The sequence below is a fragment of the Paenarthrobacter sp. NPDC057355 genome, assembly GCF_042667405.1.
Classification (GTDB): Bacteria; Actinomycetota; Actinomycetes; order Actinomycetales; family Micrococcaceae; genus Arthrobacter.
Map to the genome: position 1 here is coordinate 21,724 of NZ_JBHVAL010000002.1, position 25,159 is coordinate 46,882.

Consider the following 25,159-nt stretch of genomic DNA (forward strand, 5'->3'; position numbering starts at 1 on the left):
CTGCGGTCCTCCAGCAAAATGCCATGCGTCACATGGACTTGGCGGCAGCCTCCATCAGCGGCAGGGTCCGGCCCTGGATGTGGCTGTTCAGCACTATCACCGAGGAGCACCGCACCACGGATTTGGTGGCGATCATGGCGTCCAGGACCCGCTGCATGTCGGGATTGGACCGTGCCGCGATCCGCACCATCAGGTCCGAATTGCCTGTCACGGTGTGCACTTCGATGATCTCGGGGATGGCGCTCAAGCTCTGGATAATGGCGTCATGGCCGATCTCCTGGGTGATGGTGACCGAGCAGAACGCAACCACCGGGAAGCCGAAGTTGGCCGGATCCGGCTGCGGAACCCAGGAACCAATGACTCCGTTTTCGATCATCCTGTCGATCCGGGACTGCACCGTGGCGCGCGCAACTTTGAGCACCCGGGATGCCTCCAGCACGGAAGATCGCGGCGAATCAGTGAAAAAACGTACAATTTTTGCATCAAGCGCATCGACCAGCATCAAAGTTCCTGTCCCCGGGGATCCCTACCCATCACATCGCCTAAGCAAAAAGTGATGTATCTTACAAACTGCGAGAATTATTCCACGGCTCTTGCTGCGTCGTCGACGCCCGCTTGCCCAGCCCACGAGGCGGGCACGCCAAACCCGTTTGCAATCCATAGAAGGTAGACACGTATGACAACGAAGTCCATCGCGGCTCCTGCCCCAACCTCAGGCCTTGGGCATTCGCTCAAACCGAGGCAACTGACCATGATGGGGCTCGGCAGCGCAATCGGCGCCGGCCTCTTCCTCGGTTCCGGCGCAGGCGTGCAGGCCGCGGGGCCGGCAGTCCTGATCTCGTATCTCATTGCCGGAACCTTGATCATCCTGGTGATGTGGGCCCTGGGCGAAATGGCGGCAGCCAACCCCAACAGCGGCGCCTTCTCGGTCTACGCAGAGAAGGCCATGGGCAAAACCGCAGGCGGAACCATCGGCTGGCTGTGGTGGCTGCAATTGGTGGTAGTCATTGCCGCCGAAGCCCTGGGAGCTGCGGGGCTGCTCTTCTCCGTATGGCCGGTCATCCCCGTGTGGATCCTTGCATTGGTCTTCATGGTGGTCTTCACCGGAATCAACCTGGTGGGAGTGCGGAACTTCGGCGAATTCGAATTCTGGTTCGCCATCCTCAAGGTCGCAGCGATCGTCATCTTCCTGCTCATCGGCGCCGCCCTGCTCTTCGGCTGGCTTCCGAACGTCCCCTCCCCCGGACTCTCCGCCTTCGGCGACTTCGCACCCCACGGCATCGGTGGCATGGCCGCCGCCCTGTTCGTCGTGATCTTCGCTTTCGGCGGCACGGAAATTGTCAGCGTCGCAGCAGCCGAAACAGAGAACCCCGCGCAGAGCGTGGGCAAGGCGATCCGCACGGTGGTGTGGCGCATCCTGGTCTTCTACATCGGTTCGGTCTTTGTTATCGCCGCCGTTCTGCCCGTGGGCTCGGATGGCCTGAAGTCCCCCTTCGCCGGAGTTCTCGACATCGCCGGAATTCCCGGCGCCGGAACCGCCATCACTCTGGTGGCCGTCGTAGCGCTGCTTTCGGCCTTGAACGCCAACCTTTACGGCGCGTCCCGCATGATCTTCTCCCTCTCCGAGCGCGGCGAAGCTCCACGGCTCCTGTCGAAGCTGAGCGGCGCCAAGGTGCCCGTAGCCGCCGTCGGAATCTCGGTGGCCTTCGGCTTCGTCGCCACGATCCTGGAATTGCTGTTCCCGGAGAAAATCCTGCCCGCCCTCCTGAACCTCGTCGGCTCGACCTGCCTGGTGGTGTGGGGCACCGCGCTGGTTTCACAGTTCATCCTGCGCCGCCGGGCAGACCGCGAAGGCGTTGAGCTGCCCCTGCGCATGAAGGGCTTCCCCTACCTCACCATCGTGGGACTGGTCCTGCTGGGCATCATCTTCGTCGTCGGCTTCGCCAACCCGGAGAGCGCCGGCCAGCTCATAGGCACGTTCCTCCTTATCCTGGTGATTGCCGCCGGATGCTTCCTCAACGCCAGGGCAAAAGCCGGCAAGGAAACGCACCGCGTCGGCTAGTCTTCTGTCAGCAACATCCTGGAAGCCCTGCACAGTTTGTACCGTGCAGGGCTTCTTTGCTTGTTCAACTTGTACAAAGTGTTTGCTTGACACTGAGCTTATTGCGAAGAGGCCATGTCGGTGACTAGGGTCACAGCCATGACGACCAAACCCACGCTGGCCGCCGTCGACGAGGACGCCGCCCCGCTCACCCACCACCAACTCCGCGAGCTCTACACGCTGATGGCAGTGGTCCGGCACCTGGACACCTCAGCGGTGGCATGGCAACGCCAAGGAATCATCCCCGGATACGCGCCCGAACTCGGGCAGGAAGCAGCCCAGGTGGGCAGCGGATACGCCGTGGACCGGAGCCGGGACTTCGTGTTCCCCACCTACCGTGAAATGGGTGTGGCTCGAGCCATGGAGCTCGACATGGTGGGCTATATGTCCACCCACAAGGCGACGTGGCACGGCGGGATGTACAACCCCATGGAGTCCAGGTTCGCGCCTATCCAGGCCGTCGTGGCCGGCTCGGTACTGCACGCCGTCGGCTGGGCCCACGGCCAGACGCTCTCCCGCCCTGACGGGGAATCGGGCGTGGCCATGACCTACTTCGGCGACGGCGCTTCCTCCCAGGGCGACGTACACGAAGCCATGAACTTCGCAGCTGTCATGAAGGCACCGGTGGTGTTCTTCATCCAGAACAACGGCTGGGCCATCTCTGTCCCCACCGAACGCCAGGTGGCAGGAGGATCCGTGGCAGCCCGGGCCGCCGGCTACGGCATTCCGGCACTGCAGGTCGATGGCAACGACGTCGTCGCCGTGTACGAGGCCACCCGGTCCGCCTTCGCCCACTGCCGGAACGGCAACGGTCCGGTGGTGATCGAGGCCATGACGTATCGGCGCGGACCACACTCCACCGCCGATGACCCCGGCCGCTACCGCAGCCTGGAGGAGGAACGCCTGGACGCCGGCGAGGACCCCCTGGCGCGGTTCAAGCAGCGGTTGCTCGGCGACGGCGTGGCAGACGAGGCCTTCTTTGCCGGGGCCCAACGCCAGGCAGAGGAAGAAGTGGAAACCATCCGCGCAGGAATCCAGGACCTCGGCCCCCGCCCGGGCGCCGAAATGTTCGGCCTGGTTTTCCAGGAGCCAACTCCCGCCCTTCAATCCCAGGCCACCGCGTGGCGCGAGGAGTCAGAACATGTCTGAGACCATCACCGCAATGCCCTCCACGAACACTGACGTGGCCGGCACCGAACAACTGTCCATGCAGCAGGCCCTGAACCTCGCCCTCGATGAGGTACTGGCCGATAACCCCAAGTCCCTCATCTTCGGCGAGGACTGCGGGCGCCTCGGGGGCGTCTTCCGTATCACGGACGGCCTCCAGGCCAAGCATGGCGAAGACCGCGTCTTTGACACCCCGCTCGCCGAATCGGGCATCCTGGGCATGTCCGTGGGGCTGGCCATGGCCGGTTTCCACCCCATTCCCGAGGTCCAGTTCGATGGCTTCGCCTATCCGGCCATCAACCAGATTGTTTGCCAGATCGCCCGGATGAACTACCGAAGCCGCGGCACCATGCCCATGCCCATCACCCTGCGCGTGCCCAGCTTCGGCGGTATCCGCGCTCCCGAGCACCACGGCGAGAGCCTGGAAGCCCTCTTTGCCCACGTACCAGGGCTCAAGGTGGTCTCACCTTCGAACCCGCACGACGCCTATCACCTGCTCAAGTACGCGGCCACGCGCCCGGATCCGGCCATCTTCATGGAACCAAAGTCCCGCTACTGGCAGAAGGGACCGGTGGATACGACGTCCGACGACGACCGGCTCACCGGAGCCCGCGTGGCGAGGGAAGGCCGGCACCTGACGCTCGTTGCCTGGGGCGCCATGGTGTCCCGCTGCCTCCAAGTGGCCGAGCTCGCCGCGGAGGACGGTATTGACGTCGAAGTCCTCGACCTGCGCTGGCTGAAGCCGATCGACACCGAGGCCTTGGCAAGGTCCGTGGGAAAGACGCGGCGCGCCGTCGTCGTGCATGAAGCGCCACTGACCTCAGGCCTTGGCGCCGAAGTCTCCCAGCTCATCACCCAACAGTGCTTCGACACGTTGAAGGCCCCGGTGGAACGGGTCACCGGCTTTGACGTGCCCTACCCCTCCGGCGACCTGGAGGACGAATACATTCCCAACATCGACCGCATCCTCTTTGGGATCCAACGAGTACTGGAGTACCGCCGTGGCTGAAATTTCCTTCCCTCTTCCGGATTTGGGCGAAGGCCTCATCGAGGCCACCGTGCTGGACTGGCTGGTGGAACCGGGACAGCAGGTGGAACGCAACCAACCCATCGTTGAGCTGGAAACAAGCAAGTCCGCACTCGAATTGCCGAGCCCCCAGGCGGGTAAAGTTGTCCGTATTCACGGAGCGCCCGGGGAAACCATCAACGTGGGCGCTCCGCTGATCGTGTTCGAGGTTCCGGACGATACCGCCGGAATCGTGGGCACTGTTCCGAAGGACGAAGCACCCAAGCGCCGGGTCCGCCTGAGCGCCGTACTCGATGAGGACTGACATGATGACCGGCAGGCACACCGTGGAACAGCACAGACACACCGTGGAAGGTACGGATCCCGGACTGTTCGTGGAAGTTCATGAGCCGGCTGCCGACGCCGGGCTCCGACCCGTCCTGCTGATTCATGGCTTCTCCTCCTCCAGCAAACTGAACTGGGCAGACAGCGGCTGGATCACCACTCTTCAGGAGGCCGGGCGCCGGATCATCACCGTGGACCTTCCTGGACACGGCCGGAGCCACTCCCCCGAAGACCTGGATTCCTACACGCCAAGCCGGATCCGTGCGGACCTCCTGCAAATAGTGACCGACGCCGGAGCCCGGCCCCTGCGGGACGGCGACCCCTCCACCGGGCTGGATGTCATCGGCTACTCGCTGGGATCCCGGCTGGCGTGGGAATTCGGTGCCACGCAGCCGGACCTCGTCCACAGGGTCGTCCTGGGCGGTCCAAGCTCAGCTGACCCCTTGGCCGCTTTCGACCTGGCTGCCGCCCAACGGCACCTCGCTGACGGCACTCCCATCGAGGACGAATCCACCAACGGGCTGTTGAAGATGGCCCAGCTGCTGCCCAGCAACAACCTGTTCGCCATGTTGTCCCTCATTGAGGCCATCAAGGGCGAGCCGTTCGATCCTGCCGAGGCAGCCCCGCACATGCCGCTTCTGCTGGTCGCCGGTGAAAAGGACGAACGGGCAGCAACCATGCCTGAGCTTGCCTCGCTGGCCGCCAAACGCGGTGGGATGGTCGAATCCCTGGTCATTCCGGGGCGCACCCACACCAACGTGATCACCAGCAGGGCCTTCAAGGAGGCCGCCATCGAATTCCTGGGAGTTTAGGCCTCAAACTGCCGATCGGCTGGTCCCTTAGCGGGCCAGCCGTTCGGCGTTAATGCTCATGCGCTCCAGGACACTGACGGCCATGGCGTATTCGTCGATGCCGATTCCCATCGAGAGATCCTGGCGTGCATCTTCCACCAGCTGCTGCGCCTGGTGGTACCTTTCCCGCCCACGCTCACTCAGTGCCAGGCGGTCATCGATCATGGTGATCATTCCGTGCCCCACCAAAGCAGCCAGTTCACGCTCACGCAGGCGGTCATCGCCACCCCACAAAGGCTTCAGCACTTCTTCGAGCTGGTCCGGAATCATGGCACCATCTGCCAGGGCGGCCAGGGTCTGCCATTGACGGCGGGTGAGCCTGATCCGCGCCAGCGTGCGATCCAACTGGACCTCCAGTGCAGCGTCCAGCCTCTTGATCCAATATCCGATGGGCTTGTTCACAAGGCCATGCTTTCAGTGGAGGGGGCGGTGGGCAAGGTGCGGAAGGTAGGCTTGGGAGAGCACTGGAAGACGTGGAAGTGGAGCAGATGGGCATGCGTTTCAAGGACCGGCCGGAAGCCGGTCGGCGCTTGGCTGAAGCACTCCCTCAGCTGAGGGAGCGTCCCGATACCATCGTCCTGGGGCTCGCCCGGGGAGGTGTCCCGGTGGCCGCCGCAGCAGCCGCTGAGCTCTACTTGCCCTTCGGCGCCGTGCTGGTGCGCAAACTGGGTATCCCGGGCAGGGATGAAACTGCTTTTGGCGCACTGGCGTGGGCCGGTGGCGACGTGCTCCGGATCATCAACAGGCCGCTCAAGGAGCTCATCCTCGCCCGCGGTATCCCGCAGTCCGCACTGGACTCCGTGGAAGCCCAGGAACGCTCGGAGCTGCTGCGCCGGGCCAAGGAGTACCCCGGCACAGACCACGATCTCCGCGGGAAGACAGTGGTCTTGGCAGACGATGGCCTCGCTACCGGAGCCACCATGCGTGCCGCCGTCGAAGCCGTCAGGGCCAGCGGTGCGAAGACCGTGATTGCTGCCGTTCCCGTTGCATCCTTGGAGGCGTCCTCATCGCTGGCGCGGGTGTGCGACGTCGTCATGGCCCTGCACACTCCGGGCAAGTTTCACGCGGTGGGTGCTTTCTACCAGCACTTCGAGCAGCTATCCGACGCCGATGTGGTGGTCCAGCTGCAAGGCGCCGGAGTCAGCAGCGGCAAGTAGCGCCGTCGGACCTTAGTCTTTGCAGGTGTTAAAACAGCAGCGGGTGCGGTCCGAACCGGACCGCACCCGCTGTTCTTATTCTTCTAGTGGTGGGCGCTGTAGCCCAGCGGCCGGCCCCGGGTTTCCTTGGCAAGGATAACGCCGACGGCGGAGATGACGCACAGGCCCATGATGTAGAGGCCCACGGACCCGGACCACTTGGTGGAATCCAGAAGTGCCTGGGCGATCAACGGCGCAAATGCACCACCCAGGATCGCACCCAGTGCGTAACCGATGGAGATTCCCGAGTAGCGCACCTGGGCCGGGAACATTTCGGCGTACATGGCGGACATCGGACCATAGGAAAGGCCGAGGCCGATGGTCAGCACGAACAGCGCGGTTCCATAGAGGAGGATGTCCTTGCTGTCGATCAGTACGAACATCGGGATCATCCACGCAAACACCAGGGCATAGCCAATCAGGAACGTCTTCACGCGGCCGATCTTGTCGGAGAGCCAGCCACCCACCATGGTGAAGATGAGCCAACCGAAGGACGCGATGGTGGTTGCCAGCAGAACCTGGGGTGCCGGCATCTTCAGTGCCTTCGTGGCGTAGGAGATGAAGAAGGCAATAAGCAGGTAGCCGGCGGCGTTGTTGGCGATGAAGATCAACGCAGCGAGGACAACTTCCTTCTTGTTCTTGCGGAAAAGCTCGCCCAGGGGCGCTTTGCTTTCAGCCTTGCGCTGCGCCAGTTCCTTGAAGACCGGGCTCTCACCAACCGCGCGACGGATCAGGTAGCCCACCACGATCAGGACCACGGACAGCAGGAACGGCACCCGCCAACCCCAGGCAGTGAAAGCCTCTTTCGACATACCCGACTGCAGGAAGAACAACAGCCCCGTGGCGAGGATCATGCCGATCGGCACGCCAATCTGGGGGTAGGCGCCAAAGAGCCCGCGCTTCTTGATGGGGGCGTGCTCCACGGCCATGAGGGCAGCCCCACCCCATTCGCCGCCGGCCGAGAAGCCCTGGACCACGCGGAGGAAAATCAGCAGCACCGGCGCCCAAAGACCAATCGTCTCGTACGTCGGAAGGACGCCGATCAGCGCAGTAGCCGCCCCCATCATCACCAAGGTCATGACCAGTACGGCCTTGCGTCCCATCTTGTCGCCCAAGTGGCCTGCCACGAACGCGCCGAGAGGGCGGAAAAGGAAGCTGATGCCGATGGTGGCAAAGGACAGAAGTTGGGCGACTCCCGGGTTGGACTTTTCCAGGGGAGACAGGAACAACGGTGCCAGCAGGGTGGCGGTGAGCTGGGCGAAGATGAAGAAGTCGTACCACTCGATGGTGGTGCCCACCAGGGTTCCCGCCAGAACCCGGCGCTCTTCGCGCTTGCTGCTTGGGCCCGTCGGCGAGTCGACAGTGGAAGTTGCGGTCATTGGAACTCCATTGGGGTGAAGGTGCGATGCGAGACGTGCATAAACCGACAGAACGGTCAGTTAGGAAACCATACTACAAGCTGTGACTCAAAGCACAGCCCTGTCAACACGCCGCCAACATAGGATGGGTCGCATGAATCCACGCAGCGGCGTCAACGGCCAGCCGACGGCGACCCAAGTCCCGCCGTCGCAAACACTCTCCCGGGGAATCCGCGCCCTGGAGATCCTCGCCGCAGCCGACCGGCCCCTCAGCATCGGAGAACTCACCGAAGCCCTGGGCGTGCACCGCTCTGTCGCCTACCGCATACTCAGGACCCTGGAGGACCATTCCCTGGTGGTCCGCGACGACTCCGGGCGGGTCCAGCCCGGCCCCGGCCTCTCAGTCCTGGCCAGCGGAGTCTCCAGGAACCTGCAAACCGCCGCCCTGCCCGAGCTCACTCAATTGGCAAACACGCTGCACATGACAGCCTTCATCGCTGTGTGGGACCACCAGGAATGCGTCACCCTGGTGACGGTTGAACCGCGCCACACAGGCGCGGCCCTCGCGCAACATCCCGGGAGCCGGCACCCCGTCAGCACCGGCGCCCCCGGCATTGCCATTCAATCAACCATGACCGAAGAACGTTGGCAGCAGGTGGGAGCAGGCAACCCGTACCGGCCTGAAGCCCATGAAGCCCGCCGGATCGGCTACGCCACCAGCCATGACGAAGTAGTCGCCGGATTGTCCTCCATTGCCGCCCCCATCAAGGTTCCCGGCGGTCGACCGGCCGCGATCGCCGTCGTCTATATCCGCCTGGACCAGGACGCCGACGAGGTGGGCCAGGCGTTGGCAGCCAGTGCCGCCCGCATCGAAAGCCAACTGGCCTGAGCCCGCGGCGCAGTCACTGATCCTGCCAGCCATTCTCCGAGCCGTGGCCAATCCGTGCATACAACGCCGGCTGCGAGCGCCGCAGGCGCAAGCCCCAGATGATGCCCGCAACCCCCGGAAGCAGGACCAACAGGGGCAGGACAAAGCTGGCAGCCGTGGACTCCGACTGGCCCAGCAACACGTTGAAGTTGGACACAATCAGCACCAGGACGAGGGTCAGCAGGGCGAAGCCCAAGCCCGGCGCAACCAACCGTACCCAGAGGCTTGCGCCGTGCCCGTTCTTTCGGAAGAAGCCGATCACGGCCACGGATACAACTGTCATCAGCAGCACCAGCCCCAGGGCACCGCTGTTGGTCAGCCACGTGAACATGGTCAGGACGGGGTACAGTTCGCCGAGTTCGGAACCGGAGCCCGCGATGGCAAAACCAACAGTCACGACGACGGCGATCACCGTCTGCGCGAGCGAACCCGCGAACGGCGCGCCGCTGTCCGCACGCACCTTGGCCAGCGCTCCCGGAAGTACACGTTCGCGGCCAAGGGAGAAGAAGTACCGCGCCACCGCGTTATGGAAGCTCACGAGGGCCGCAAAAAGGCTGGTGACAAAAAGGAGTTGGGCGATGTCGCTCAGGAGCAACCCACCGTGTTCGCCGAGGAAGGCGAAAATCATGTCCGGGCCGCTGTTGGCAGCGGTCTCGACCACCGCGGAGGGGCCCGTTCCCACAGTCATGGCCCAGGCTGAAACGGCATAGAAAACAGCGATAATGCCCACCGCCGCAAAGGTGGCCCGGGCGACGGTGCGCTGGGGGTCTTTGGACTCTTCGCCGTAAATTGCGGCGGATTCAAATCCCATGAAGGCGGCAATGCCGAAGGACAGGACCGCCCCAACACCTGGAACGAACAGAGTTTCCGGGCTGAAGGTCGCTGCGCTGACACCTTCGGGAGCCACTGCCAGGCTCATGACGTCGTAAACAATGACCACCAGGAACTCCAGGGCTACCAGGACGCCAAGGACCTTCGCAGACAGATCCACCCTGTTGACCCCGAGCCACCCCACGATGGCGATGCACACCAGCACCGGGATCCACCACGGCACGCTGATGCCAAGCCGCGCCGACAACAGGGATGAGACCGTGAAGCCGAACAACCCGTAGATGCCTACCTGCATCAGGTTGTACGCCATCAGGGCTATCAACGAAGCCCCGACACCGGCCGGCCGCGAAATGCCTTGGGCGATGTAGGCGTAGAAGGCGCCCGCGTTGGTGACGTAGCGGCTCATGGCCGCATACCCCACGGCGAACAGCGCCAGGATCCCGCCCAACACCAGGAACGACAACGGCACGCCGGTCACTGCGGTCACGCCGAATGTGGTGGTCACTCCCCCCGCCAGAACGGTCAGCGGCGCAGAGGCCGCGATAATCATGAAGGTCACTGCCGGTACGCCCAGCCGCCGCTCTGTGCTGACGGTGCCAGCGGTCCTGCCTTTGACGGGGTTGTCCACGCTCATAGTGTGCTCCTGCTCCTGCCTTGGTGCCGCGGGAGAAGGGCGCGGCACGTGGTGTTTCCGCAATCTTCCACCGCAGGAACACTGCGTGACTTGTCTCACACGGCAGGGTATTTGTCGGAGCACGCACGCCGCTTCCGGCAGGGGTGACCGGTGTAGAATCGTGGGCAAGCTCACGAAGGGAGTCCGATGACCATCGCAGCTCACACGGACCCCGCAACCGTTCAAACCATCGTCGCGGAGTCGTTCCAGGAGTGGAGCCGGGCCATCTCTGCGTCCTTCGTTCCCTTGGCTGCAACCGGCCCGAGGGACTCGGCTTTCCACGGCCTGATGCGGGCCCGGGTACTGGGCCAGATCTCGGTGGTGGAAGTTACCGCGGGACCGCATACTGTCCTGCGCACTCCGGAGTTGATCGCCGGATCCACGGGCCGCTTCTTCAAGCTCAGCATCCAACTGGCTGGCTCGGGCCGGCTGGTCCAGGACGAACGGGAGGCGGTGCTTCGCCCGGGCGATCTGTCCATCTACGACACCTCCCGCCCTTACCAGCTCACTTTCGACGACGACTTCCGCACCTTGGTGCTGATGTTCCCGCACGTGCTGCTCGACTTGCCGGCGGAGGCCATGGGGCACGTTACGGCGCTTCGGATACCGGGCGATCAAGGCCTGGGGGAACTCATCAGCCCGTTCCTGGTGAAGCTCGCTGACAACCTTGAGGCCCTCTCCGGCACCAATGGCCTGCGCCTGGTTCATAACGCCCTGGACCTGGTAACTACGCTTTTCAACGGCGAACTCGACCAACTCATCGAAACCGGCAGGGACCCGCATCTTCTGCTGCTGGGCCGCATCCACGACTACATCGAAGCCAATCTCGGAGATCCCGAACTCTCCCCCGGCACCATCGCCGCAGCGCACTATATCTCCACTCGGCACCTGCACGACCTCTTCCAGGAAATCGGCACCACCGTGGCATCGTCCATCCGGCAGCGGCGCCTTGAGCGGTGCAGGCGCGACCTGAGGGACCCGGTCCTCGCGGACCGTCCCGTCACCGCCATCGCTGCACGCTGGGGCTTCACCGACGCCGCCCACTTCAGCAGGATCTTCCGGGCGGCCTTCGGCAACTCCCCCACTGGCTACCGGAACAGCGCGTAGCATCAGTAGATCTGCCGGTTGTGGGTGCGGCTACGCCTGGGGCCGGCGCTTCATGACCAGCCACGTGACGGCACCCAGCAGCAGAAGACCAGCTGCGGCGCCCATGGAGACCGAGAACGCAGCCGCCGGCCCCTGGGTCTGAGCAAGTTGGCCCGACAGGTAGGACCCCAGGGCGGTGCCCGCCACGATCCCACTGGCCAGGGCCGTCATGACCGTCGCCATGCGACCAGCCGGCGCTACCACCCCTCCGATGCTGAAGACCGTGACCATCACCGGGCCCACGGGGATACCGAGGAGCAGCAGCACGAAGACCATCGGCCAGATGCCCGACGGCAGAAGCAGCAGCACCGACAGGCCCGTCATGGCCAGTGCGGCGGCAACCCACCGTGAGGCGAGGCTGAAACGCTGCGGCCAGAAAGCCACGGACAGGGCCGCAACGGCCGAGCTAAGGCCCATCACCGCGTACAGGAGTCCAGCGATCTCGGCCGTCGCGTACTGGGCGGAATAGGCGCTGAGCGCATTCTGGGTGGCACCGAAGAACGTGCCCATGCACACCATCGCCACCACGGGAACTGCCACCACGGCACCGGACCATCGGCGGCGGCGCGTAGGTGCCGTTCTCTGTTCTCCGGAACTTTCGACGCCGCCACCCGGTACCCGCGGTGCGGGCATCACAGCAAGCTGGCTGGGGTGCACGGCAAAGGCGGGAACCAGCGTGATGGTCATAACGGCCGCCAAGGCGAGCGGCAACCAAGGCGCTACGAGGCTTGCAAGCAGACCCACCAAAGCCGGTCCCAGGACAAAGGTGATTTCGTCGGCGGTGCCTTCATAGGACAGGGCCGTGTCCAGGTCGGCCCTGTTGGAGGCCACGCTTCTGCTGCCTCCGGTTGCGGCCGGTGAGAGGTTCCTGGTGGTCAATGCCATCCACCGGACACGGGCCATTGGACCGACCTGCGGGCAGCTGGCGCCGGCCAGGAAGGCCGCGATGAGCACTCCCACAGCGTCTGCCGGCGAGCCGTAAGCCGGGGTGAGGTAGGCCGTAGCCAAGAGGGCGGCCACGGCGAGGGTGTTGACCACTGCTGCGATAAGGAGCACTACTCGCTGGCCTGCGCGGTCTGCCAGTGAACCAAGGACCGGTGCTCCGAGGGCCGACCCGATGCCAACAGCTCCGGCGGCCATGCCACCGATAGCGTAGGAGTGGCTGACTGCCGTCACCAGGGTCAGGGTGCCCACGGTCAGCATGGCCAGAGGCAGGCGGGCGAACAGCCCCAAAGGCAGGAACCCCGGGCCTGCCAGTTCGGGAAGCCGGGCGAAGCGGCCTGGCAATCGTGAGCGCCGGGGGGTTGCGTGTGAAGCGGGCTCAGTGGCCACAGTAGATTTTTCCATTAATCCGGGTTCGCTAAAGTGTGCGCATCGTCCCTCCTCCCGATGCGCGCGACCCGGTGTAACGCAATAAGTCTATCGGACGAGGCTCAGGCGGGAACAGCTTCAGCGAACCGCACGCTGGAGCCGTTGCGTCCCTTGACCACCTGAAGTTGACTCGTGATGCGCTGCTTCATCTCCGCAACGTGGCTGACCAGACCAACCACCCTGCCGCCGTCGCGCAGTCCTTCCAAGGCGTCCATCACCTGTTCGAGCGCCTGCTCGTCAAGGCTACCGAAGCCCTCATCCACGAACAGGGTCTCGATGTCGACGCCGCCTGCCTCCTGTTGCACAACGTCGGCCAAGCCCAAGGCCAACGCCAACGACGCCATGAAGGACTCCCCTCCGGAGAGAGTGGACGTGTCACGACGCTGACCGGTCCATTCATCCACGACTTCCAGACCCAGGCCTGACTTCGCACCCCGGGCCGCCTTGGCGTCTGTGTGCTGCAGCGTGTAGCGGCCATCGCTCATGGATACGAGCCGTTCGGATGCAGCGAGGGCGACTTGCTCCAGTCGTGCTGCCAGGACGTAGGTGTTCAAGCTCATCCGGTACCCGTTGTCGCCGGATCCGCGGGCAGTATCGGCCAAGCCGGCCAGCATCAAGGCGCGCATCCGGGGTTCCTTGCCGGCTTCGGCGAGAGCCTCATAGTCTGTACGCACCCGACGGACGGTTTCGGCAGACTTTCCCGCAAGGCCTGCTGCCAGCGCCGCCGCCTGTGAATCCTCGGCCGCGACTGATGCCGCGCGCTGTGCCTCGGCAAGACCAGCTTCGGACAGGGGAAGGGTGCCAATACTGGCTTCCTTTGCGGCCAAGACAAGGTCCTCGTTGGCAAACAACTCATCCACCCGAGCGGTCTCTGCGTCGAAGTCAGCGATGTCCTTCTCAAGACCCACCACATCAGCGGCCGAGAGGATGTCGTGGCGGGCTTCCTCGGCAGAGGAAAATCCCGCTGCCAGGAGCGCCTTCTCCAACGATTCCTCGGCTTCGAGGCGCGCTTCTGTTGCACGGGCGAGCTCTGTCCCGGCGTCAGCGGCCGCCTGAAGCAGCGCACAATCGGCCGACGCAGCCCCCAAGCGATCGCGCAAGCTGGGGAAATCGGCCCGCAACGTGGCAAGCCCTGATTCCAGGAGTTCATGTTGTTCCTGGAGCAGCAGAACGCTCGATGATGCCTGCCCTTCGGCCTGCAAGCACTCTGCATGCTGCTGTTGCGCAGTGAGCAGCCGCTGGGCGACCTTTTCCTGGCGTGCCCGCAGTTCGTCCAGCAAAGCGGCGGCTTGCTTGGCGGCAGAAGCGGCAGCCTCGGCTTCGGCCAAACGATCCTCCGCTTCGGCCGGATCCGTTGATCCGCCTTGGGCTTGAAGACCGGCAACCATTTGGGCAGCGGCGGACAGTTTTTCTCCCAGCTTTCCCTGCGCTTCCTCACTGGCTTCGAAGCGGGCCTTGGCTTCTTCTTCTTCCTGGGCAAGGGACAGGGCTGTACGGACCGCCGAGGCAGGATTCGGGTGCTCCGTGCTCCCACACACGGCACAGGGTTCTCCGCTCTCCAACGCGGCAGCCAGTTCGCCCGCCGCATTCGCGAGCCGCTGTTCCCGCACGTCCAGCCACTTGTCCCTGAAATCCTGCGAGGTGGCCCGGGCTTCAAGGTGCCTGGCGGTGAGCTCCTCCAGCTCAGCGGCGGCCACTGAGTGGCGGGACACAACGCCCACCAGTTCTGCCGCTGCCAATGCTGCCTGTTCCGTCGCAGCCACGTCAGCGGCAACGGACACCAGGGGTTCCATCCGGGTCTCCAGCTGCGTGGCGTCCTCGCGCAGTTGCGTCAGGGCAGCAGCGAAGGACTCCGCCGCAAGCTGCTGACGGGCGACTTCCTTTTGCTGCGCGGCGAGCCGTGCGGCAACTTCCCCGAGGCGTTGCTCATCAGGGAGCTTCGCTTGAAGGACGGCAATCGAGGTCTTGACGCTCTCCAGCGCGGCTGCGGGATTTTCAGCGTTCAGGCCCGATACGGATAACTTCTCACGGAGCTGCGCCACCCGGGTCTCAGCAGAGGCGTATTTGCGCCCGGCAGCATCAACGGCGTCCAGTTGTCCGCTGAGCACAGCAGCACGGCGGTGCTTTTGGAGCAGCTCCTTGTTTTCCAGAGCACGCGGAGCAGCCAATTCAAGAAGGACTTTGCGTTGCATTGCTGCTCGCAGCCGCTGGTGCCGCAGCGTTTTCTCCTGCTCCTCCCGGAGCTCGCCAGTCAAACGGGTGGACAGGGCCTCAGCGGCTGTGGCCCGTTCCTGCCGCCGCTTCGCTTCGTCGTCTACCTGCACTTGGACTTCAGCGAGCCACAGTCCAGGATCAGCAGCGGTATCCAAGGGAGAACCGTCATCAGCGGTGCCGGCTTCCGTCAGACCAAGCTGATCGCGTTCGGAGGCTGCCTTGTCCAGGAGCATTTTGAGCTCGGCGGCATTCTCTTCCACGGCTTTGGCAGCTTCTGCGGCCTGGCGGGCCAGTTGCTGTTCCACTGCTTCAAAGCGCTGGGTGCCGAACAGTTTCTGGAGCAGATCAAGCCGGTCGCCGGCCTTGGACCTCAGGAAGGCCGCGAAGTCGCCCTGCGGCAGCATCACTACCCGGGTGAACTGGTCCCTGTCCATGCCAAGGACATCGGAAAGTTCGGCGCCAACTTCGTCATTCCTTGATGATTTTTCTTCCCACTGCCCGGCTACTCTCTCGCGCAGGAGCGTCTTTGCCTGCTGGGTGGTGAAGCCCTTGCGACCACGTGCGCTGGGGCGTTCCCACGCCGGTGAGCGGGTGACCTCGAAGCGCCTCCCGCGTGCGGAAAATTCGCAGACCACCCGAGGTTCGGCGCCGGGCAGGGCATGATCGCTGCGAAGCCGCTTGCCTTCCTGCCGGGCGCCGGGCACTGAACCGTACAGGGCAAAGCAGATGGCATCCAGGATGCTCGTTTTGCCTGCGCCGGTTGCGCCGTTGAGAAGGAACAAGCCCTGCGCGCTCAAAAGGTCAAAATTGATGTGCTGTGGGGTGGCGAAAGGCCCGAACGCTTCAATGTCCAGCCGGTGGATCCTCATAGTTCGGCTTCCTCCAAACGGACGGCCTCGAGTGCTTCGCACAGTGCCGCTGCCTCGGAGTCCGCCGGTCCCCTGCCCCGGACGTGCTCGAGGAAGCCACAACAAATGTCCAGGTCGCTTTCGGCCTCGGCGAGGCGGCTGCTGTAACTTGTCTGAGGCTTGGATTCGGCGCCTTCGGGATCAAAGGCAAGAACCAGCGTTTCGGGGAATCGCGTGCGCAACTTCTCCATGGCCTGGGGCGGACGTTCCGCATCCGTCAGGGTGACCTGGCAGTAGGCGCTCTCTGCCCAGGCGAACTCCTCGGAGGCCAGGAGATCACTCAGCTTTCCGCGCAGGACCGCCAGCGCCTTGGGCGGTTCCCAGTGGACTTCCTGAACGCTGGCTGCTCCGTCGGTTCCGATTTCCAGCAACCACGCGCCCTTGTGGTGCTTGGCCTCGGAGAAGGAGTAGGCCAACGGAGAACCTGAGTATCGGACGTTGGGTGCCAGCACCTGACGGCCGTGAAGATGGCCCAATGCCGTATACGTGAAGCCTTCAAACAGGTCCAGTGGAACCGCGCCCAGACCTCCGATGCTGATATCCCGCTCGCTTTCGGAGGTGATGCCTCCGCTGGCGAAAGTGTGCGCCAGGACGACGGGATGGACGGGGCCGGATTCGCGCCGGCGCTCAACGTCCCGTCGGATCCGGTCCAATGCCTCCTTTGTGACATCGAAGTGGTTGGCGTTATCGACTGCCAGCCGCTCTGCCACCAGCCGGGGCTCAAGGTAGGGAATCCCGTAGATGGCGACCTCGGCAGATGGATCCCCTCCGGGATCCAGCGGCAGGAGGACCGGGGCGTCAAGTTCCTCCACGCGCGTCCGGACGTGGACTCCGCCGCGCTCCAGAAGCCGGGCTGCGAAGCCCAACCTGATCGCGGAATCGTGATTGCCGCTGGTCAGGACGACGGCGGCTCCAGCCTGGGTAATGCGGAACAGGGCGTCATCGAGCAGCTTTACTACGTCCAACCCGGGCAGCGCACGGTCATAGACGTCTCCGGCAATGAGCACCGCGTCCACTGATTCGGCCTGGACGAAAGCCACCAGCTGGTCCACGAAGCCACGCTGGGCTTCCAGCATTCCTACGCCGTGGAATGACCGGCCCAAATGCCAATCCGATGTGTGGAGTAACCGCATATTTCCAAGCTAACCGCGGGCACCGACAAAAAAGCGCAGACAAGCCGTCCGCCGTCGGCCCTTACGGCTTGCTAGCCCTTCTTGTTGTCGAAAAAGTCCCGGGCGTCATCGTGTGCCGGCTTCACTGGAAGCGGCTGCGGAGCGGCCTCCGTTCCGGAGTCCAAAGCCTCCTCAGAGGTACCGGCATCAAATTCGTCGTTGATGGCATCCGAACGGCTTTGGGGTTCGGCAGCTGCGTCAGAGCCTGCGGACAGACCCTGGAAGCCACGGAAAGCCAGCCCCGTCAACGCCGCGCCCATGAGCGGAGCCACCCAGAACAGCCACAGGCCGTCCAAGGCCCATGAGGGGCCGAAGAATGCCTGGGCGGTTGCGCGTGCGGGGTTGAACGGGAGGTTGCCAAGAACCTGGCTGAACTGCAGAAGCACGGCTACCGAAAGGCCCACTGCGAAGGGGGCCAAGGACGGAAGAGCCCGGCGTCCGGCCGTGGCGCCGAGGAACACGGCAACGAGGAGGGCGGAACCAACAACTTCCACCAGCAGCACACCGGCCAGTTGGGTTTGTGCCGCTGCGTGCTCGCCGTAGCCGGCAACTACCGAGCCGAAAGCGGCCCGCGGATCCGTAATCACCGGCACAGTGGTCACCACTATGAAGACAAGCGCTGCACCGACCACGCTGCCGATGATCTGCGCCACAACGTACGCCAGCGCTGCAGCAGCCCGGATACGTCCGGCGATAAGGCTACCCAAGGTGATCACTGGGTTGAAATGGCCACTGGACACGTAGCCGAACGCCAGCATCGCGACGGTAACAGTCAGCCCCGTAGCCAAGGCTGACGGTAGTGGCTGCCCTGAACGGTCTGAGAAAATCAAAGTGGCCACAGCGACCAGGACGATGAACAACGATCCCAAGGCTTCGGCCCCCAACCTGGCCAGGAGTCCCGGTTGGGGTTCGGCAGTGGCCTGAACAGAAGAGGTCATGGGGAACGGGTCCTTACGATCGGGGTGGAAAGTGGTACGGGTGCCCAAGCACGTGGGGATCGAACGAGGCGACTCGTGGACGCCCCGGGACCCTTGAGCATTTTGCCAGCCGAATCTGGACAGTTGCTGGGTTAAGGCTGGTGGTGCTTCGGCCCACCCTCGAGCTTATCCGCCCAACGCAATGGCCGCGATCGCGGCGGCACCCAGTCCCATGACGGCCAGCGTGCTGGCCAGGATCAGCCGTGCCGAGGACGCTGCGATGCCGGCCTGCAGCTGCCGGGACCGGACCCACACAACGGAAGCGAGAACAACGGTGGCTGCTGCAGCCATGAGGGCGCAGATTCCTTGATAATCGAGTCCCGGCAGGCCGTTGATGAGACTGACCGGGGATGGCTCCGAGGTCAGCCAGCTGCGCCAAATGAACAGATCCACCACCACCAGGGAGATCAAGGTCCTGCGCCACGCCAGAGTGGTTCGTTCCGGCTGCAGCCCGGGATCCCGGGCAGCTTCCGGACCAAGGCTGGTCACAGGTCTTTCCCGCTCAACGGGCCACCAGGATCAACACTGCGAAGGCAAAAGCCGCCACGGCAACAACGATGGTCATGAACAACATCACACGGGAGAAGGGCAGGGCCTCGTCGTTGCGCATGGCTGCTTCCATCCGGCCCCACCTGCGGTAGGACAGGGCCGCAAGGCCGGCCCCCACAAGGGCGAGCAACACGCACAAAACCAGGCGGACCGGCGTCGGCGCGATATTTGGCGCCAGCTGATCGACGGCCACTGCGCCGGCAAGCAAAGCGAGCGAGGTTCGGATCCAGGCCAGGAAGGTCCGTTCATTGGCCATGGAAAACCTGTAGTCAGGAGTTTTGCCCGTTTGTCGCCAAGCAGGTTCACGCACGTTGTCTCTCCAAGTTTCTCAGCGCCGCACAGCCTCACCACCATATCAGCGGGGGCGTCCCGGGCACGGTAAGTTACTGGCATGAGTGCTGAAGCTACCTCCCTTGCCGTGCCTTCCTTCACCTCCCGCGTCCATGGCTCCCTGTTGGGCGGAGCCCTGGGCGATTCCCTGGGTTATGCCGTGGAGTTCGACTCCATTGCCGCGATCCGCGCGCACTACGGACCAGACGGCCTCACCTCCTTTGGACAGATCGACGGCGGCAGCCACTTTTCGGACGACACCCAGATGACGCTCTATACGGTGGATGGCCTGGTGGAGGCCCTGGAATGGGCGAACGACGGCGTCGCCGCCGATGAAATCGCCTGCCTCTGGCTCGCCTATCTGCGGTGGCTTGCAACGCAGGACGTGGAAATTTCTTCCTCTGCGCCCGTCCCACAGCCCCGGTGGATCGACGCCCAGGAGGTGCTCCGGCACCGGCGGGCCCCCGGCAACGCGTGCCTGAGCGGGCTCGCTTCGGGCGAGATGGGAACAGTGGCGCGTCCGGTCAACCCCGACTCCAAAGGCTGCGGCACGGTAATGCGCTCGGCACCGTTCGGCCTGATCCCCCACATTTCACCGGATGCGGTCTACAAGCTCAGCTCGGATGCGGCTTCGCTGACTCACGGCCACCCTTCGGCGCGGCTGAGCGCTGCGGCGTTCAGCCTGCTGATCCACAACATCGTCGCGGGAAGGAGCATCCGCGAGGCAGCGCAGGAGGCACTGGCCTACACGGACGGCGTATCCACCCAGGCGCCCGAGCTGCGTGAGCGGTTGCAGGCGGCGTTGCAACTGTCCGCCCGGAGCACTGTGTTGGGCCCGGAGGAGCTGACTGCAGCGCTCGGCGAGGGATGGGTCGCCGAGGAGGCCCTCGCCGTCGGGCTTTATGCCGTCCTGTCCACCACCGGAGAGGACCCCAAAGAGCATTTCCGCAGGGCCATCGCAGTTGCCATCAACCACAGCGGTGACAGCGACTCCACCGGATCCGTTGCCGGAAACATCCTGGGAGCCTACTACGGTGAGGAAGGCCTTCCCGCGGACTGGCTCGCTGCGCTGGAAGCCCCTGAAGTGATTCGTGGCATGGCGGAGCGGCTGATTGCCGTCACTGCGGGCTGAGGGTCCCTACGAGCGGCGAAGCGTGACGTTGTTGCAGGCTTCGCAGATATCCTCGGGAATCAGTCCGCGGCGCTGCAGGAGGCCGAAGATCGCGCAGCCAAGGCAGTAGCCAGCAAACGATTCCAAAGACGCAGCCGCGATCAGCAGGGCCAGTACGACCCACGCGGCCGGCTGGAGGCCGGTGAAATACAGAACGACGGCGGCACTCGTCATGGCGGCCCCCAGCCCCTGCGCGAATCGCTTGGGAGGACCGGCAACGAGCCTGGCATGTCCGATGCGGGGCGCCAGCACCTTGACCGACAGCAGCGCAAGCGGGGAGATGCGGGGACCAAACAGCACGCGGAGCCAGAATCCTGCTGCCAGGACCACCAAGCCCCAGCCCCAACCCGTCACCAAGGTCGCAACCGCCAGCAGCACCACCAGTCCGGCAGTAATACGGGCGGCATACTCGTTGACGGGGTTGGGGAACGCGAAGACAGCCCGCCAATCAACCGTGCGGTTCACACGCGCCCCCACTTTCTGACGCGCCGGCGCTGCAGGAACGGTTGGCTTTGTCATGCACCTAGGCTAGGAGCCGCGCTTGGCCAGCGGAAAGCAATGTTGCGGACTATGACTCCCACGCTCTCTCACTTCCCCCGCTCATTCCCCCAACCGTCAATCACATCCCACCACCAAAACAAAAACCCTCCCTCCCCTGCGGGTGGTAGATCTGCCCAAATGCCAATCCGGTGTCGCGACAGTCCTGCCAGCCCGCGGGAGGTGAGATAGCGTCGGGGAAAACGGGTGGAAATGTGAACGAGCGTATGCAGGAAACCCGCGGGATGTGGGAGAGCGCCAGGGACGCGCTCAGGCGCCGCCCACCATTTGCAGGAACTCGCCCTCTGATACGACTTCGATCTGCTGGCCCTTGGCGTGAAGTTCCAAGACGCGTTTTGCCTTGCCGGTGAGCCGTCCGGCGCGAAGGTCGCCTGCGACGAATCCGTCGCCAACGATCAAAACAGTCGTCCGTGCGGTGACGCGGCTTTCCGGGCGGGCTCCCAGATCAGCTGCCCGCGACTTGGCCTCAGGCCTGGTGATGGCAAGATCGCCCGTAAACACCACAGTCTGACCGAAGAGCGGATGCCCGGGTTCGGCTGCAGGGTTCGGCAAAGGATTGGGGCCTTCTTCGGGCCACGCAGACCAACCGGGGGCTTCCGCAGTCCGTGCAGGGCCGGCTGCGAATGCGCCGCCGGTCCGGGCCGCGAGGGCGGACATGGTGGCCTTTGACAAGCCATCGGCAGGATCGAATGCCGGCTGTTTGGGCAGGCTCAGGCCCAAGGAAAGGTAGAGTTCGGCGATGCTGTTGGCGTTGTTGCGCCGGGCAATATCCACCAGGATTCCGGCACAGGCACGGGCATCCTCCGCGGCATCGTGATGGTTCACCAGCGGAACACCGGCTTCTTCGGCCGCATAGGGCAGCGAGTTGGACACCAGCGAATAGCAGCGCCGGGAAAGCATCACGGTGCAGACGTAGTCGTAGGCCGGGCCGGGAAGCCCTGAGACTTCCAAACCGGACCTGATGACACCGAGGTCGAAGGCGGCGTTGTGGGCTGCGAGGATATCGTCACCGATGAAGGCGCCGATCTCCGGGAAAAGCTCCCCGAACCTGGGCTGTCCTGCGACATCCTCGGCCCTGATCCCGTGAATGCGGGTGTTGTGGAATTCGAAGTGGTCGTGGTTCTCCGGCGGGCGCATCAGCCATGAGGCTTCCTCCACGACGACTCCCCCACGGACCTTGCTCAGCCCCACCGAACACGGGGACCCCCTGAAGCCGTTGGCTGTTTCGAAGTCGATCGCCGTAAAGTCCAATGCCACTGGACAAGATTACAGCCGGGAAGGACCGCCCCTGGCCGATTTCGACGGCGGGGCGGCCCTTCCGGCCTGCATTGTGGGCAACGCTACATTTTCGATGTCACGGTGTTGCCCGCCGCAATGTTGCATAGGAGCCGGCCGCGAGCACTACGCACAACAAAGCCATCCACCCGCTGATGCTGAGGGGCGTTTGTTGGGCGGCCCAGCTTCCCACTGCGCCCCACCAGTCCAGCAGCGTAGCCAAGGCTGCAAGACCGATCAGGACAATGCCTGTTCCCAGGGTGGAGACCAGCGTTCCGCTGGTGCCCCAGCGCTTGAAGATAGTGGCGAACCAAAATCCGATGATGAACATCAACATCATCACCACGAAGAAGAATGCGGCAGTGGAATACCATGGGCCATCCGTTACCCAAGGGACTTTGAAGTAGTAGCCATATACGCCCCAACCGTTGGTGGCTCCTTCAATTGCACCGCCCAGCAAATAGAGCGCCGTCATGCCGAGGGCAATGAGGGAGAACAGTCCCAGCGTGCCAAGGTAGAAGGCTTTGCGGCTGATGCTCAGGCCCTGCGAAAACGGGAAAACCAGGGTCATGCTTTGGATTCCCAGGACCAGGAAGTACCACATGGGTGCCTGGCTTCCGCCGCCGTATTTGCCCTCGTTGACGGGGATGAGCGCGAAAATCGCGAGCGACATCAGGAAGGATGCCGCCAGGATGGTCAAAGGCCATCCGATGTATGTCCATTTGTTGATCAGTTGCATCCGGGCAACTGCTACCGTCCTGCTCATCGCCTTGCCTCCATCGTGTCATCGGCGAAGTCCGCACCGCCTGTTCCGCTGGCGCCCGACCCGGCCATGGTCTTGCGGACCACCAACTGCTGCAGGGACACAGGGGATAACTCGAGTCCCAGTTCCCGGGCCTCCGCCCGCTCCCTGCTGGTGAGTGCCTCGTCCACCGTCACCGAGGCCAGCGAGCCCAGCGTTTCCCGATGCAGGATCCTGCGGCCCGCCAGGAAGGCGTCCACTTTGTCGGCGGAACCGGACACGGTTACCGCCGAACCCCGGATGTCCTCCGCATCCGCGTCCATGATGATTCGGCCGCGATCAATGACCACCACGTGCTCCAGCAGGTTGGCAACCTCATCGATCAGGTGCGAGGAAAGGATGATGGTCCGCGGGTGCTCGGCGTAGTCCTCCACAAGGCGGTCATAGAACAGCTGGCGGGCCACGGCATCGAGGCCCAGATACGGCTCATCGAAGAACGTCAGTTCCGCCCGCGACGCGAGGCCGATAATGACTCCGACGGCGGACAGCTGGCCTCGGGAGAGTTTCTTGATCCGTCGTTTGACGGGAAGCTGGAAGTCTTCTGCCAGCCGGTCCGCGAAGCCCTGGTCCCAGTTCTTGTAAAAGAGCGCGGCGGACCGGAAGGCGTGCCGCGGCTGGAAGTCATCCGGATACTTCTGGGATTCGCGGATGAAACAGATCCGGGACAGCACTGACTCGTTCTCGTAGGCGCTGGCACCGAAGACGAGCGCCGCGCCCGAGCTGGCGAAGGCTTGCGCGGTGAGGATGGACATCAACGTGGTTTTGCCTGCGCCGTTACGTCCAAGCAGGCCGTAGATGCGGTTGGCCGACAGACTCAGGTTGACGTTGTCCAGCGCGTTGAGGTCTTTGTAATGCTTGAACAGGTTACGGGCCTCGACGATGGTGTCGTTCACAGGGCCGCGCTCCTTTCCTTGTCTGTTCCGGACTCCGTCGCGAGTGTGGAACTGCGTTCGATCATGGTGTTCAGCTGCTCCGCCGAGATACCCAGCTTCCGGGCCTCCAGAGCCAGCGGCTTGACGTACTGTTCGAAGAATTCCTCGGTGCGGCGCGCGATCAACTGGGCGCGGGCCCCTGTGGCGACGAACATCCCTATCCCCCTGCGTTTGTAGAGAATTCCTGAATCCACCAGCACATTGACGCCCTTGGCAGCAGTCGCCGGGTTGATGCGATGAAACGCCGCGAACTCATTGGTGGAGGGCACCTGGGACTCTTCGGCCATGCTGCCGTCCACAATTCCGTTCTCGATGAGTTCGGCGATCTGCATGAAGATCGGCTTGCTGTCATCGATCATGCGCACCACCGCCTTGTTGGTTCATTACTCATGTAACTAACCATATAACCCCCTCAAATTGAGTCAAGAGCCTGGCACAGGAATTTACGACGGCGGCGGTCCAGTAGGCTTGATGGGTGATCTTTTCTGCAATGAGCGACCTTGCCGTATCCACTTTTGGGGGCGCTGGCCCCGTGCAGCCGGCCATGGCGTCGTTCCTGCCGGACTGGCTGAACCCCGATGTCTTCCTCCGCGACTCACCGCTGGGACCGTGGGTGGTTCTCCTGGTGTGCGCCATCGTCTTCGCAGAGACCGGGTTGCTGGTGGGGTTCTTCCTGCCTGGCGACTCCATGCTCTTCACTGCCGGGCTGCTGGTCTCCACGGGGGCCATCGAGTTCAACCTGTGGGCCATGTGCGGCTTGATTATCGTCTCTGCCATCGTGGGCAACCAGACGGGCTACCTGATCGGCTCCAAAGCGGGACCTGCGATCTTCAACAAACCCGACTCCCGCCTCTTCAAGCGGGAGAACGTCGAAAGCGCCCACGCTTTCTTCGAGAAGCATGGCGGCAAGGCACTGATCCTTGCACGTTTCGTTCCCATCATCCGCACCTTCGTACCGGTCATCGTGGGCGTTGCACAGATGGACAAGCGCAAGTTCTTCCTCTACAACGTCATCGGCGCCGTCCTGTGGGGTGGCGGGGTCACCCTGCTTGGCGCCTGGCTTGGCCAGTTTGAGTGGGTGGGCAAGAACATCGACATCATCTTCATCGTGATCGTCCTGATCTCCGTCATTCCGATCATGGTCGAGGTCGCCCGTGGTTTCATGGCCAAGCGCAAGGCGGCAGCCCTAGGCACCGACCCCGTCGAGGAGTTCATCGAAGAGCACGAGGGCGGTAAGCACGGCGAGCACTAGGGCCCCAGAGCGCACATAGCCAAAAGTGCCACTGCAGAGAAAAGGC

Annotated in this window: 25 protein-coding genes; 10 read left to right on the forward strand and 15 right to left on the reverse strand. The window is 63.7% G+C overall.

Features of this window, described 5'->3' with window-relative positions; translation table 11 throughout:
- Positions 1–28: 28 nt before the first annotated feature.
- On the reverse strand, positions 29–502 hold the full coding sequence (locus tag ACFUOZ_RS04025; protein ID WP_377545024.1) for an Lrp/AsnC family transcriptional regulator: 474 nt from the start codon (positions 500–502) through the stop codon (positions 29–31).
- A gap of 174 nt (positions 503–676) precedes the next feature.
- Here ACFUOZ_RS04025 and ACFUOZ_RS04030 point away from each other — a divergent pair, with 174 nt between their 5' ends.
- The 5 genes from ACFUOZ_RS04030 (at position 677) to ACFUOZ_RS04050 (ending at position 5,431) form a co-directional block, all read left to right on the forward strand.
- On the forward strand, positions 677–2,062 hold the full coding sequence (locus tag ACFUOZ_RS04030) for an amino acid permease (protein ID WP_377545026.1): 1,386 nt from the start codon (positions 677–679) through the stop codon (positions 2,060–2,062).
- Between the two features lie 138 nt (positions 2,063–2,200).
- Positions 2,201–3,250 (forward strand): thiamine pyrophosphate-dependent enzyme, encoded by a 1,050-nt coding sequence (locus ACFUOZ_RS04035; protein WP_377545028.1) that lies wholly within the window; start codon positions 2,201–2,203, stop codon positions 3,248–3,250.
- The gene (locus ACFUOZ_RS04040; RefSeq protein ID WP_377545030.1) at positions 3,243–4,277 is read left to right on the forward strand and encodes an alpha-ketoacid dehydrogenase subunit beta; all 1,035 of its coding nucleotides are present in this window, start codon (positions 3,243–3,245) and stop codon (positions 4,275–4,277) included. The genes ACFUOZ_RS04035 and ACFUOZ_RS04040 overlap by 8 nt, the downstream gene beginning before the upstream one ends.
- Positions 4,270–4,599: a biotin/lipoyl-containing protein gene (locus ACFUOZ_RS04045; protein WP_018776287.1), complete on the forward strand. Its 330-nt coding sequence runs from the start codon at positions 4,270–4,272 to the stop codon at positions 4,597–4,599. The genes ACFUOZ_RS04040 and ACFUOZ_RS04045 overlap by 8 nt, the downstream gene beginning before the upstream one ends.
- A 1-nt stretch (position 4,600) precedes the next feature.
- A complete protein-coding gene (locus ACFUOZ_RS04050) occupies positions 4,601–5,431 on the forward strand; it encodes an alpha/beta fold hydrolase (protein WP_377545033.1) in 831 nt (276 codons plus the stop codon).
- A gap of 27 nt (positions 5,432–5,458) precedes the next feature.
- Here ACFUOZ_RS04050 and ACFUOZ_RS04055 read toward each other — a convergent pair whose 3' ends face one another.
- Complete coding sequence (locus ACFUOZ_RS04055; RefSeq protein WP_377545035.1) at positions 5,459–5,872, reverse strand: MarR family transcriptional regulator; 414 nt, start codon at positions 5,870–5,872, stop codon at positions 5,459–5,461.
- A 71-nt stretch (positions 5,873–5,943) separates the two neighbouring features.
- On the opposite strand from ACFUOZ_RS04055, the gene ACFUOZ_RS04060 reads away from it, so the two are divergent.
- Positions 5,944–6,627, forward strand: a complete 684-nt coding sequence (locus ACFUOZ_RS04060; RefSeq protein ID WP_377545037.1) for a phosphoribosyltransferase — start codon at positions 5,944–5,946, stop codon at positions 6,625–6,627.
- Between the two features lie 83 nt (positions 6,628–6,710).
- Here the strand turns inward: ACFUOZ_RS04060 and ACFUOZ_RS04065 are convergent, their stop codons facing one another.
- Entirely contained in the window at positions 6,711–8,045 is a 1,335-nt protein-coding gene (locus ACFUOZ_RS04065; RefSeq protein ID WP_377545039.1) for an MFS transporter, read from the reverse strand.
- A 124-nt stretch (positions 8,046–8,169) separates the two neighbouring features.
- On the opposite strand from ACFUOZ_RS04065, the gene ACFUOZ_RS04070 reads away from it, so the two are divergent.
- A complete protein-coding gene (locus ACFUOZ_RS04070; protein ID WP_377545041.1) occupies positions 8,170–8,913 on the forward strand; it encodes an IclR family transcriptional regulator in 744 nt (247 codons plus the stop codon).
- Between the two features lie 13 nt (positions 8,914–8,926).
- Here the strand turns inward: ACFUOZ_RS04070 and ACFUOZ_RS04075 are convergent, their stop codons facing one another.
- On the reverse strand, positions 8,927–10,417 hold the full coding sequence (locus tag ACFUOZ_RS04075; RefSeq protein ID WP_377545043.1) for an APC family permease: 1,491 nt from the start codon (positions 10,415–10,417) through the stop codon (positions 8,927–8,929).
- A gap of 186 nt (positions 10,418–10,603) precedes the next feature.
- Here ACFUOZ_RS04075 and ACFUOZ_RS04080 point away from each other — a divergent pair, with 186 nt between their 5' ends.
- Positions 10,604–11,563: a helix-turn-helix domain-containing protein gene (locus tag ACFUOZ_RS04080; RefSeq protein WP_377545045.1), complete on the forward strand. Its 960-nt coding sequence runs from the start codon at positions 10,604–10,606 to the stop codon at positions 11,561–11,563.
- A gap of 30 nt (positions 11,564–11,593) precedes the next feature.
- Here ACFUOZ_RS04080 and ACFUOZ_RS04085 read toward each other — a convergent pair whose 3' ends face one another.
- The 6 genes from ACFUOZ_RS04085 to ACFUOZ_RS04110 form a co-directional block, all read right to left on the reverse strand.
- A complete protein-coding gene (locus ACFUOZ_RS04085; protein WP_377545047.1) occupies positions 11,594–12,949 on the reverse strand; it encodes an MFS transporter in 1,356 nt (451 codons plus the stop codon).
- A gap of 86 nt (positions 12,950–13,035) precedes the next feature.
- Entirely contained in the window at positions 13,036–16,056 is a 3,021-nt protein-coding gene (locus tag ACFUOZ_RS04090; protein WP_377545049.1) for an AAA family ATPase, read from the reverse strand.
- Positions 16,053–17,228, reverse strand: coding sequence for an exonuclease SbcCD subunit D (locus ACFUOZ_RS04095; protein WP_377545051.1), 1,176 nt, complete (start codon positions 17,226–17,228; stop codon positions 16,053–16,055). The genes ACFUOZ_RS04090 and ACFUOZ_RS04095 overlap by 4 nt, the downstream gene beginning before the upstream one ends.
- Positions 17,229–17,299: 71 nt before the next feature.
- Positions 17,300–18,205, reverse strand: coding sequence for an MIP/aquaporin family protein (locus ACFUOZ_RS04100; RefSeq protein ID WP_377545053.1), 906 nt, complete (start codon positions 18,203–18,205; stop codon positions 17,300–17,302).
- Between the two features lie 165 nt (positions 18,206–18,370).
- Entirely contained in the window at positions 18,371–18,733 is a 363-nt protein-coding gene (locus ACFUOZ_RS04105; RefSeq protein ID WP_377545055.1) for a DUF202 domain-containing protein, read from the reverse strand.
- A 13-nt stretch (positions 18,734–18,746) separates the two neighbouring features.
- Positions 18,747–19,049, reverse strand: a complete 303-nt coding sequence (locus ACFUOZ_RS04110) for a YidH family protein (RefSeq protein ID WP_377545057.1) — start codon at positions 19,047–19,049, stop codon at positions 18,747–18,749.
- Between the two features lie 135 nt (positions 19,050–19,184).
- On the opposite strand from ACFUOZ_RS04110, the gene ACFUOZ_RS04115 reads away from it, so the two are divergent.
- Entirely contained in the window at positions 19,185–20,255 is a 1,071-nt protein-coding gene (locus ACFUOZ_RS04115) for an ADP-ribosylglycohydrolase family protein (protein ID WP_377545059.1), read from the forward strand.
- A 6-nt stretch (positions 20,256–20,261) separates the two neighbouring features.
- On the opposite strand, the gene ACFUOZ_RS04120 is transcribed toward ACFUOZ_RS04115, so the two are convergent.
- The 5 genes from ACFUOZ_RS04120 to ACFUOZ_RS04140 all read right to left on the reverse strand — a co-directional run bounded on the left by ACFUOZ_RS04120 (position 20,262) and on the right by ACFUOZ_RS04140 (position 24,220).
- Positions 20,262–20,813 carry a DUF4395 domain-containing protein gene (locus tag ACFUOZ_RS04120; protein WP_377545061.1) on the reverse strand — a complete coding sequence of 184 codons (552 nt, stop codon included), beginning with the start codon at positions 20,811–20,813 and terminating at the stop codon, positions 20,262–20,264.
- Positions 20,814–21,101: 288 nt separating this feature from the next.
- A complete protein-coding gene (locus tag ACFUOZ_RS04125) occupies positions 21,102–22,109 on the reverse strand; it encodes an exonuclease domain-containing protein (protein ID WP_377545063.1) in 1,008 nt (335 codons plus the stop codon).
- A 97-nt stretch (positions 22,110–22,206) separates the two neighbouring features.
- On the reverse strand, positions 22,207–22,893 hold the full coding sequence (locus ACFUOZ_RS04130; RefSeq protein ID WP_377545065.1) for a hypothetical protein: 687 nt from the start codon (positions 22,891–22,893) through the stop codon (positions 22,207–22,209).
- The gene (locus tag ACFUOZ_RS04135) at positions 22,890–23,822 is read right to left on the reverse strand and encodes an ABC transporter ATP-binding protein (RefSeq protein ID WP_377545067.1); all 933 of its coding nucleotides are present in this window, start codon (positions 23,820–23,822) and stop codon (positions 22,890–22,892) included. Before ACFUOZ_RS04135 ends, ACFUOZ_RS04130 begins: the two co-directional genes overlap by 4 nt.
- A complete protein-coding gene (locus ACFUOZ_RS04140; RefSeq protein ID WP_377545069.1) occupies positions 23,819–24,220 on the reverse strand; it encodes a GntR family transcriptional regulator in 402 nt (133 codons plus the stop codon). Before ACFUOZ_RS04140 ends, ACFUOZ_RS04135 begins: the two co-directional genes overlap by 4 nt.
- Positions 24,221–24,351: 131 nt before the next feature.
- On the opposite strand from ACFUOZ_RS04140, the gene ACFUOZ_RS04145 reads away from it, so the two are divergent.
- Positions 24,352–25,113, forward strand: coding sequence for a DedA family protein (locus ACFUOZ_RS04145; protein WP_377545535.1), 762 nt, complete (start codon positions 24,352–24,354; stop codon positions 25,111–25,113).
- Positions 25,114–25,159 lie beyond the last annotated feature (46 nt).

Excerpts from the sequence above, each read along its gene's own strand:
- ACFUOZ_RS04025 (WP_377545024.1), bottom strand. The coding sequence starts at position 502 with ATGCTGGTCGATGCGCTTGATGCAAAAATTGTACGTTTTTTCACTGAT.
- ACFUOZ_RS04030 (WP_377545026.1), top strand. The coding sequence starts at position 677 with ATGACAACGAAGTCCATCGCGGCTCCTGCCCCAACCTCAGGCCTTGGG.
- ACFUOZ_RS04035 (WP_377545028.1), top strand. The coding sequence starts at position 2,201 with ATGACGACCAAACCCACGCTGGCCGCCGTCGACGAGGACGCCGCCCCG.
- ACFUOZ_RS04040 (WP_377545030.1), top strand. The coding sequence starts at position 3,243 with ATGTCTGAGACCATCACCGCAATGCCCTCCACGAACACTGACGTGGCC.
- ACFUOZ_RS04050 (WP_377545033.1), top strand. The coding sequence starts at position 4,601 with ATGATGACCGGCAGGCACACCGTGGAACAGCACAGACACACCGTGGAA.
- ACFUOZ_RS04065 (WP_377545039.1), bottom strand. The coding sequence starts at position 8,045 with ATGACCGCAACTTCCACTGTCGACTCGCCGACGGGCCCAAGCAGCAAG.
- ACFUOZ_RS04070 (WP_377545041.1), top strand. The coding sequence starts at position 8,170 with ATGGGTCGCATGAATCCACGCAGCGGCGTCAACGGCCAGCCGACGGCG.
- ACFUOZ_RS04075 (WP_377545043.1), bottom strand. The coding sequence starts at position 10,417 with ATGAGCGTGGACAACCCCGTCAAAGGCAGGACCGCTGGCACCGTCAGC.
- ACFUOZ_RS04080 (WP_377545045.1), top strand. The coding sequence starts at position 10,604 with ATGACCATCGCAGCTCACACGGACCCCGCAACCGTTCAAACCATCGTC.
- ACFUOZ_RS04085 (WP_377545047.1), bottom strand. The coding sequence starts at position 12,949 with ATGGAAAAATCTACTGTGGCCACTGAGCCCGCTTCACACGCAACCCCC.
- ACFUOZ_RS04090 (WP_377545049.1), bottom strand. The coding sequence starts at position 16,056 with ATGAGGATCCACCGGCTGGACATTGAAGCGTTCGGGCCTTTCGCCACC.
- ACFUOZ_RS04095 (WP_377545051.1), bottom strand. The coding sequence starts at position 17,228 with ATGCGGTTACTCCACACATCGGATTGGCATTTGGGCCGGTCATTCCAC.
- ACFUOZ_RS04100 (WP_377545053.1), bottom strand. The coding sequence starts at position 18,205 with ATGACCTCTTCTGTTCAGGCCACTGCCGAACCCCAACCGGGACTCCTG.
- ACFUOZ_RS04110 (WP_377545057.1), bottom strand. The coding sequence starts at position 19,049 with ATGGCCAATGAACGGACCTTCCTGGCCTGGATCCGAACCTCGCTCGCT.
- ACFUOZ_RS04115 (WP_377545059.1), top strand. The coding sequence starts at position 19,185 with ATGAGTGCTGAAGCTACCTCCCTTGCCGTGCCTTCCTTCACCTCCCGC.
- ACFUOZ_RS04120 (WP_377545061.1), bottom strand. The coding sequence starts at position 20,813 with ATGACAAAGCCAACCGTTCCTGCAGCGCCGGCGCGTCAGAAAGTGGGG.
- ACFUOZ_RS04130 (WP_377545065.1), bottom strand. The coding sequence starts at position 22,893 with ATGAGCAGGACGGTAGCAGTTGCCCGGATGCAACTGATCAACAAATGG.
- ACFUOZ_RS04140 (WP_377545069.1), bottom strand. The coding sequence starts at position 24,220 with ATGATCGATGACAGCAAGCCGATCTTCATGCAGATCGCCGAACTCATC.
- ACFUOZ_RS04145 (WP_377545535.1), top strand. The coding sequence starts at position 24,352 with ATGAGCGACCTTGCCGTATCCACTTTTGGGGGCGCTGGCCCCGTGCAG.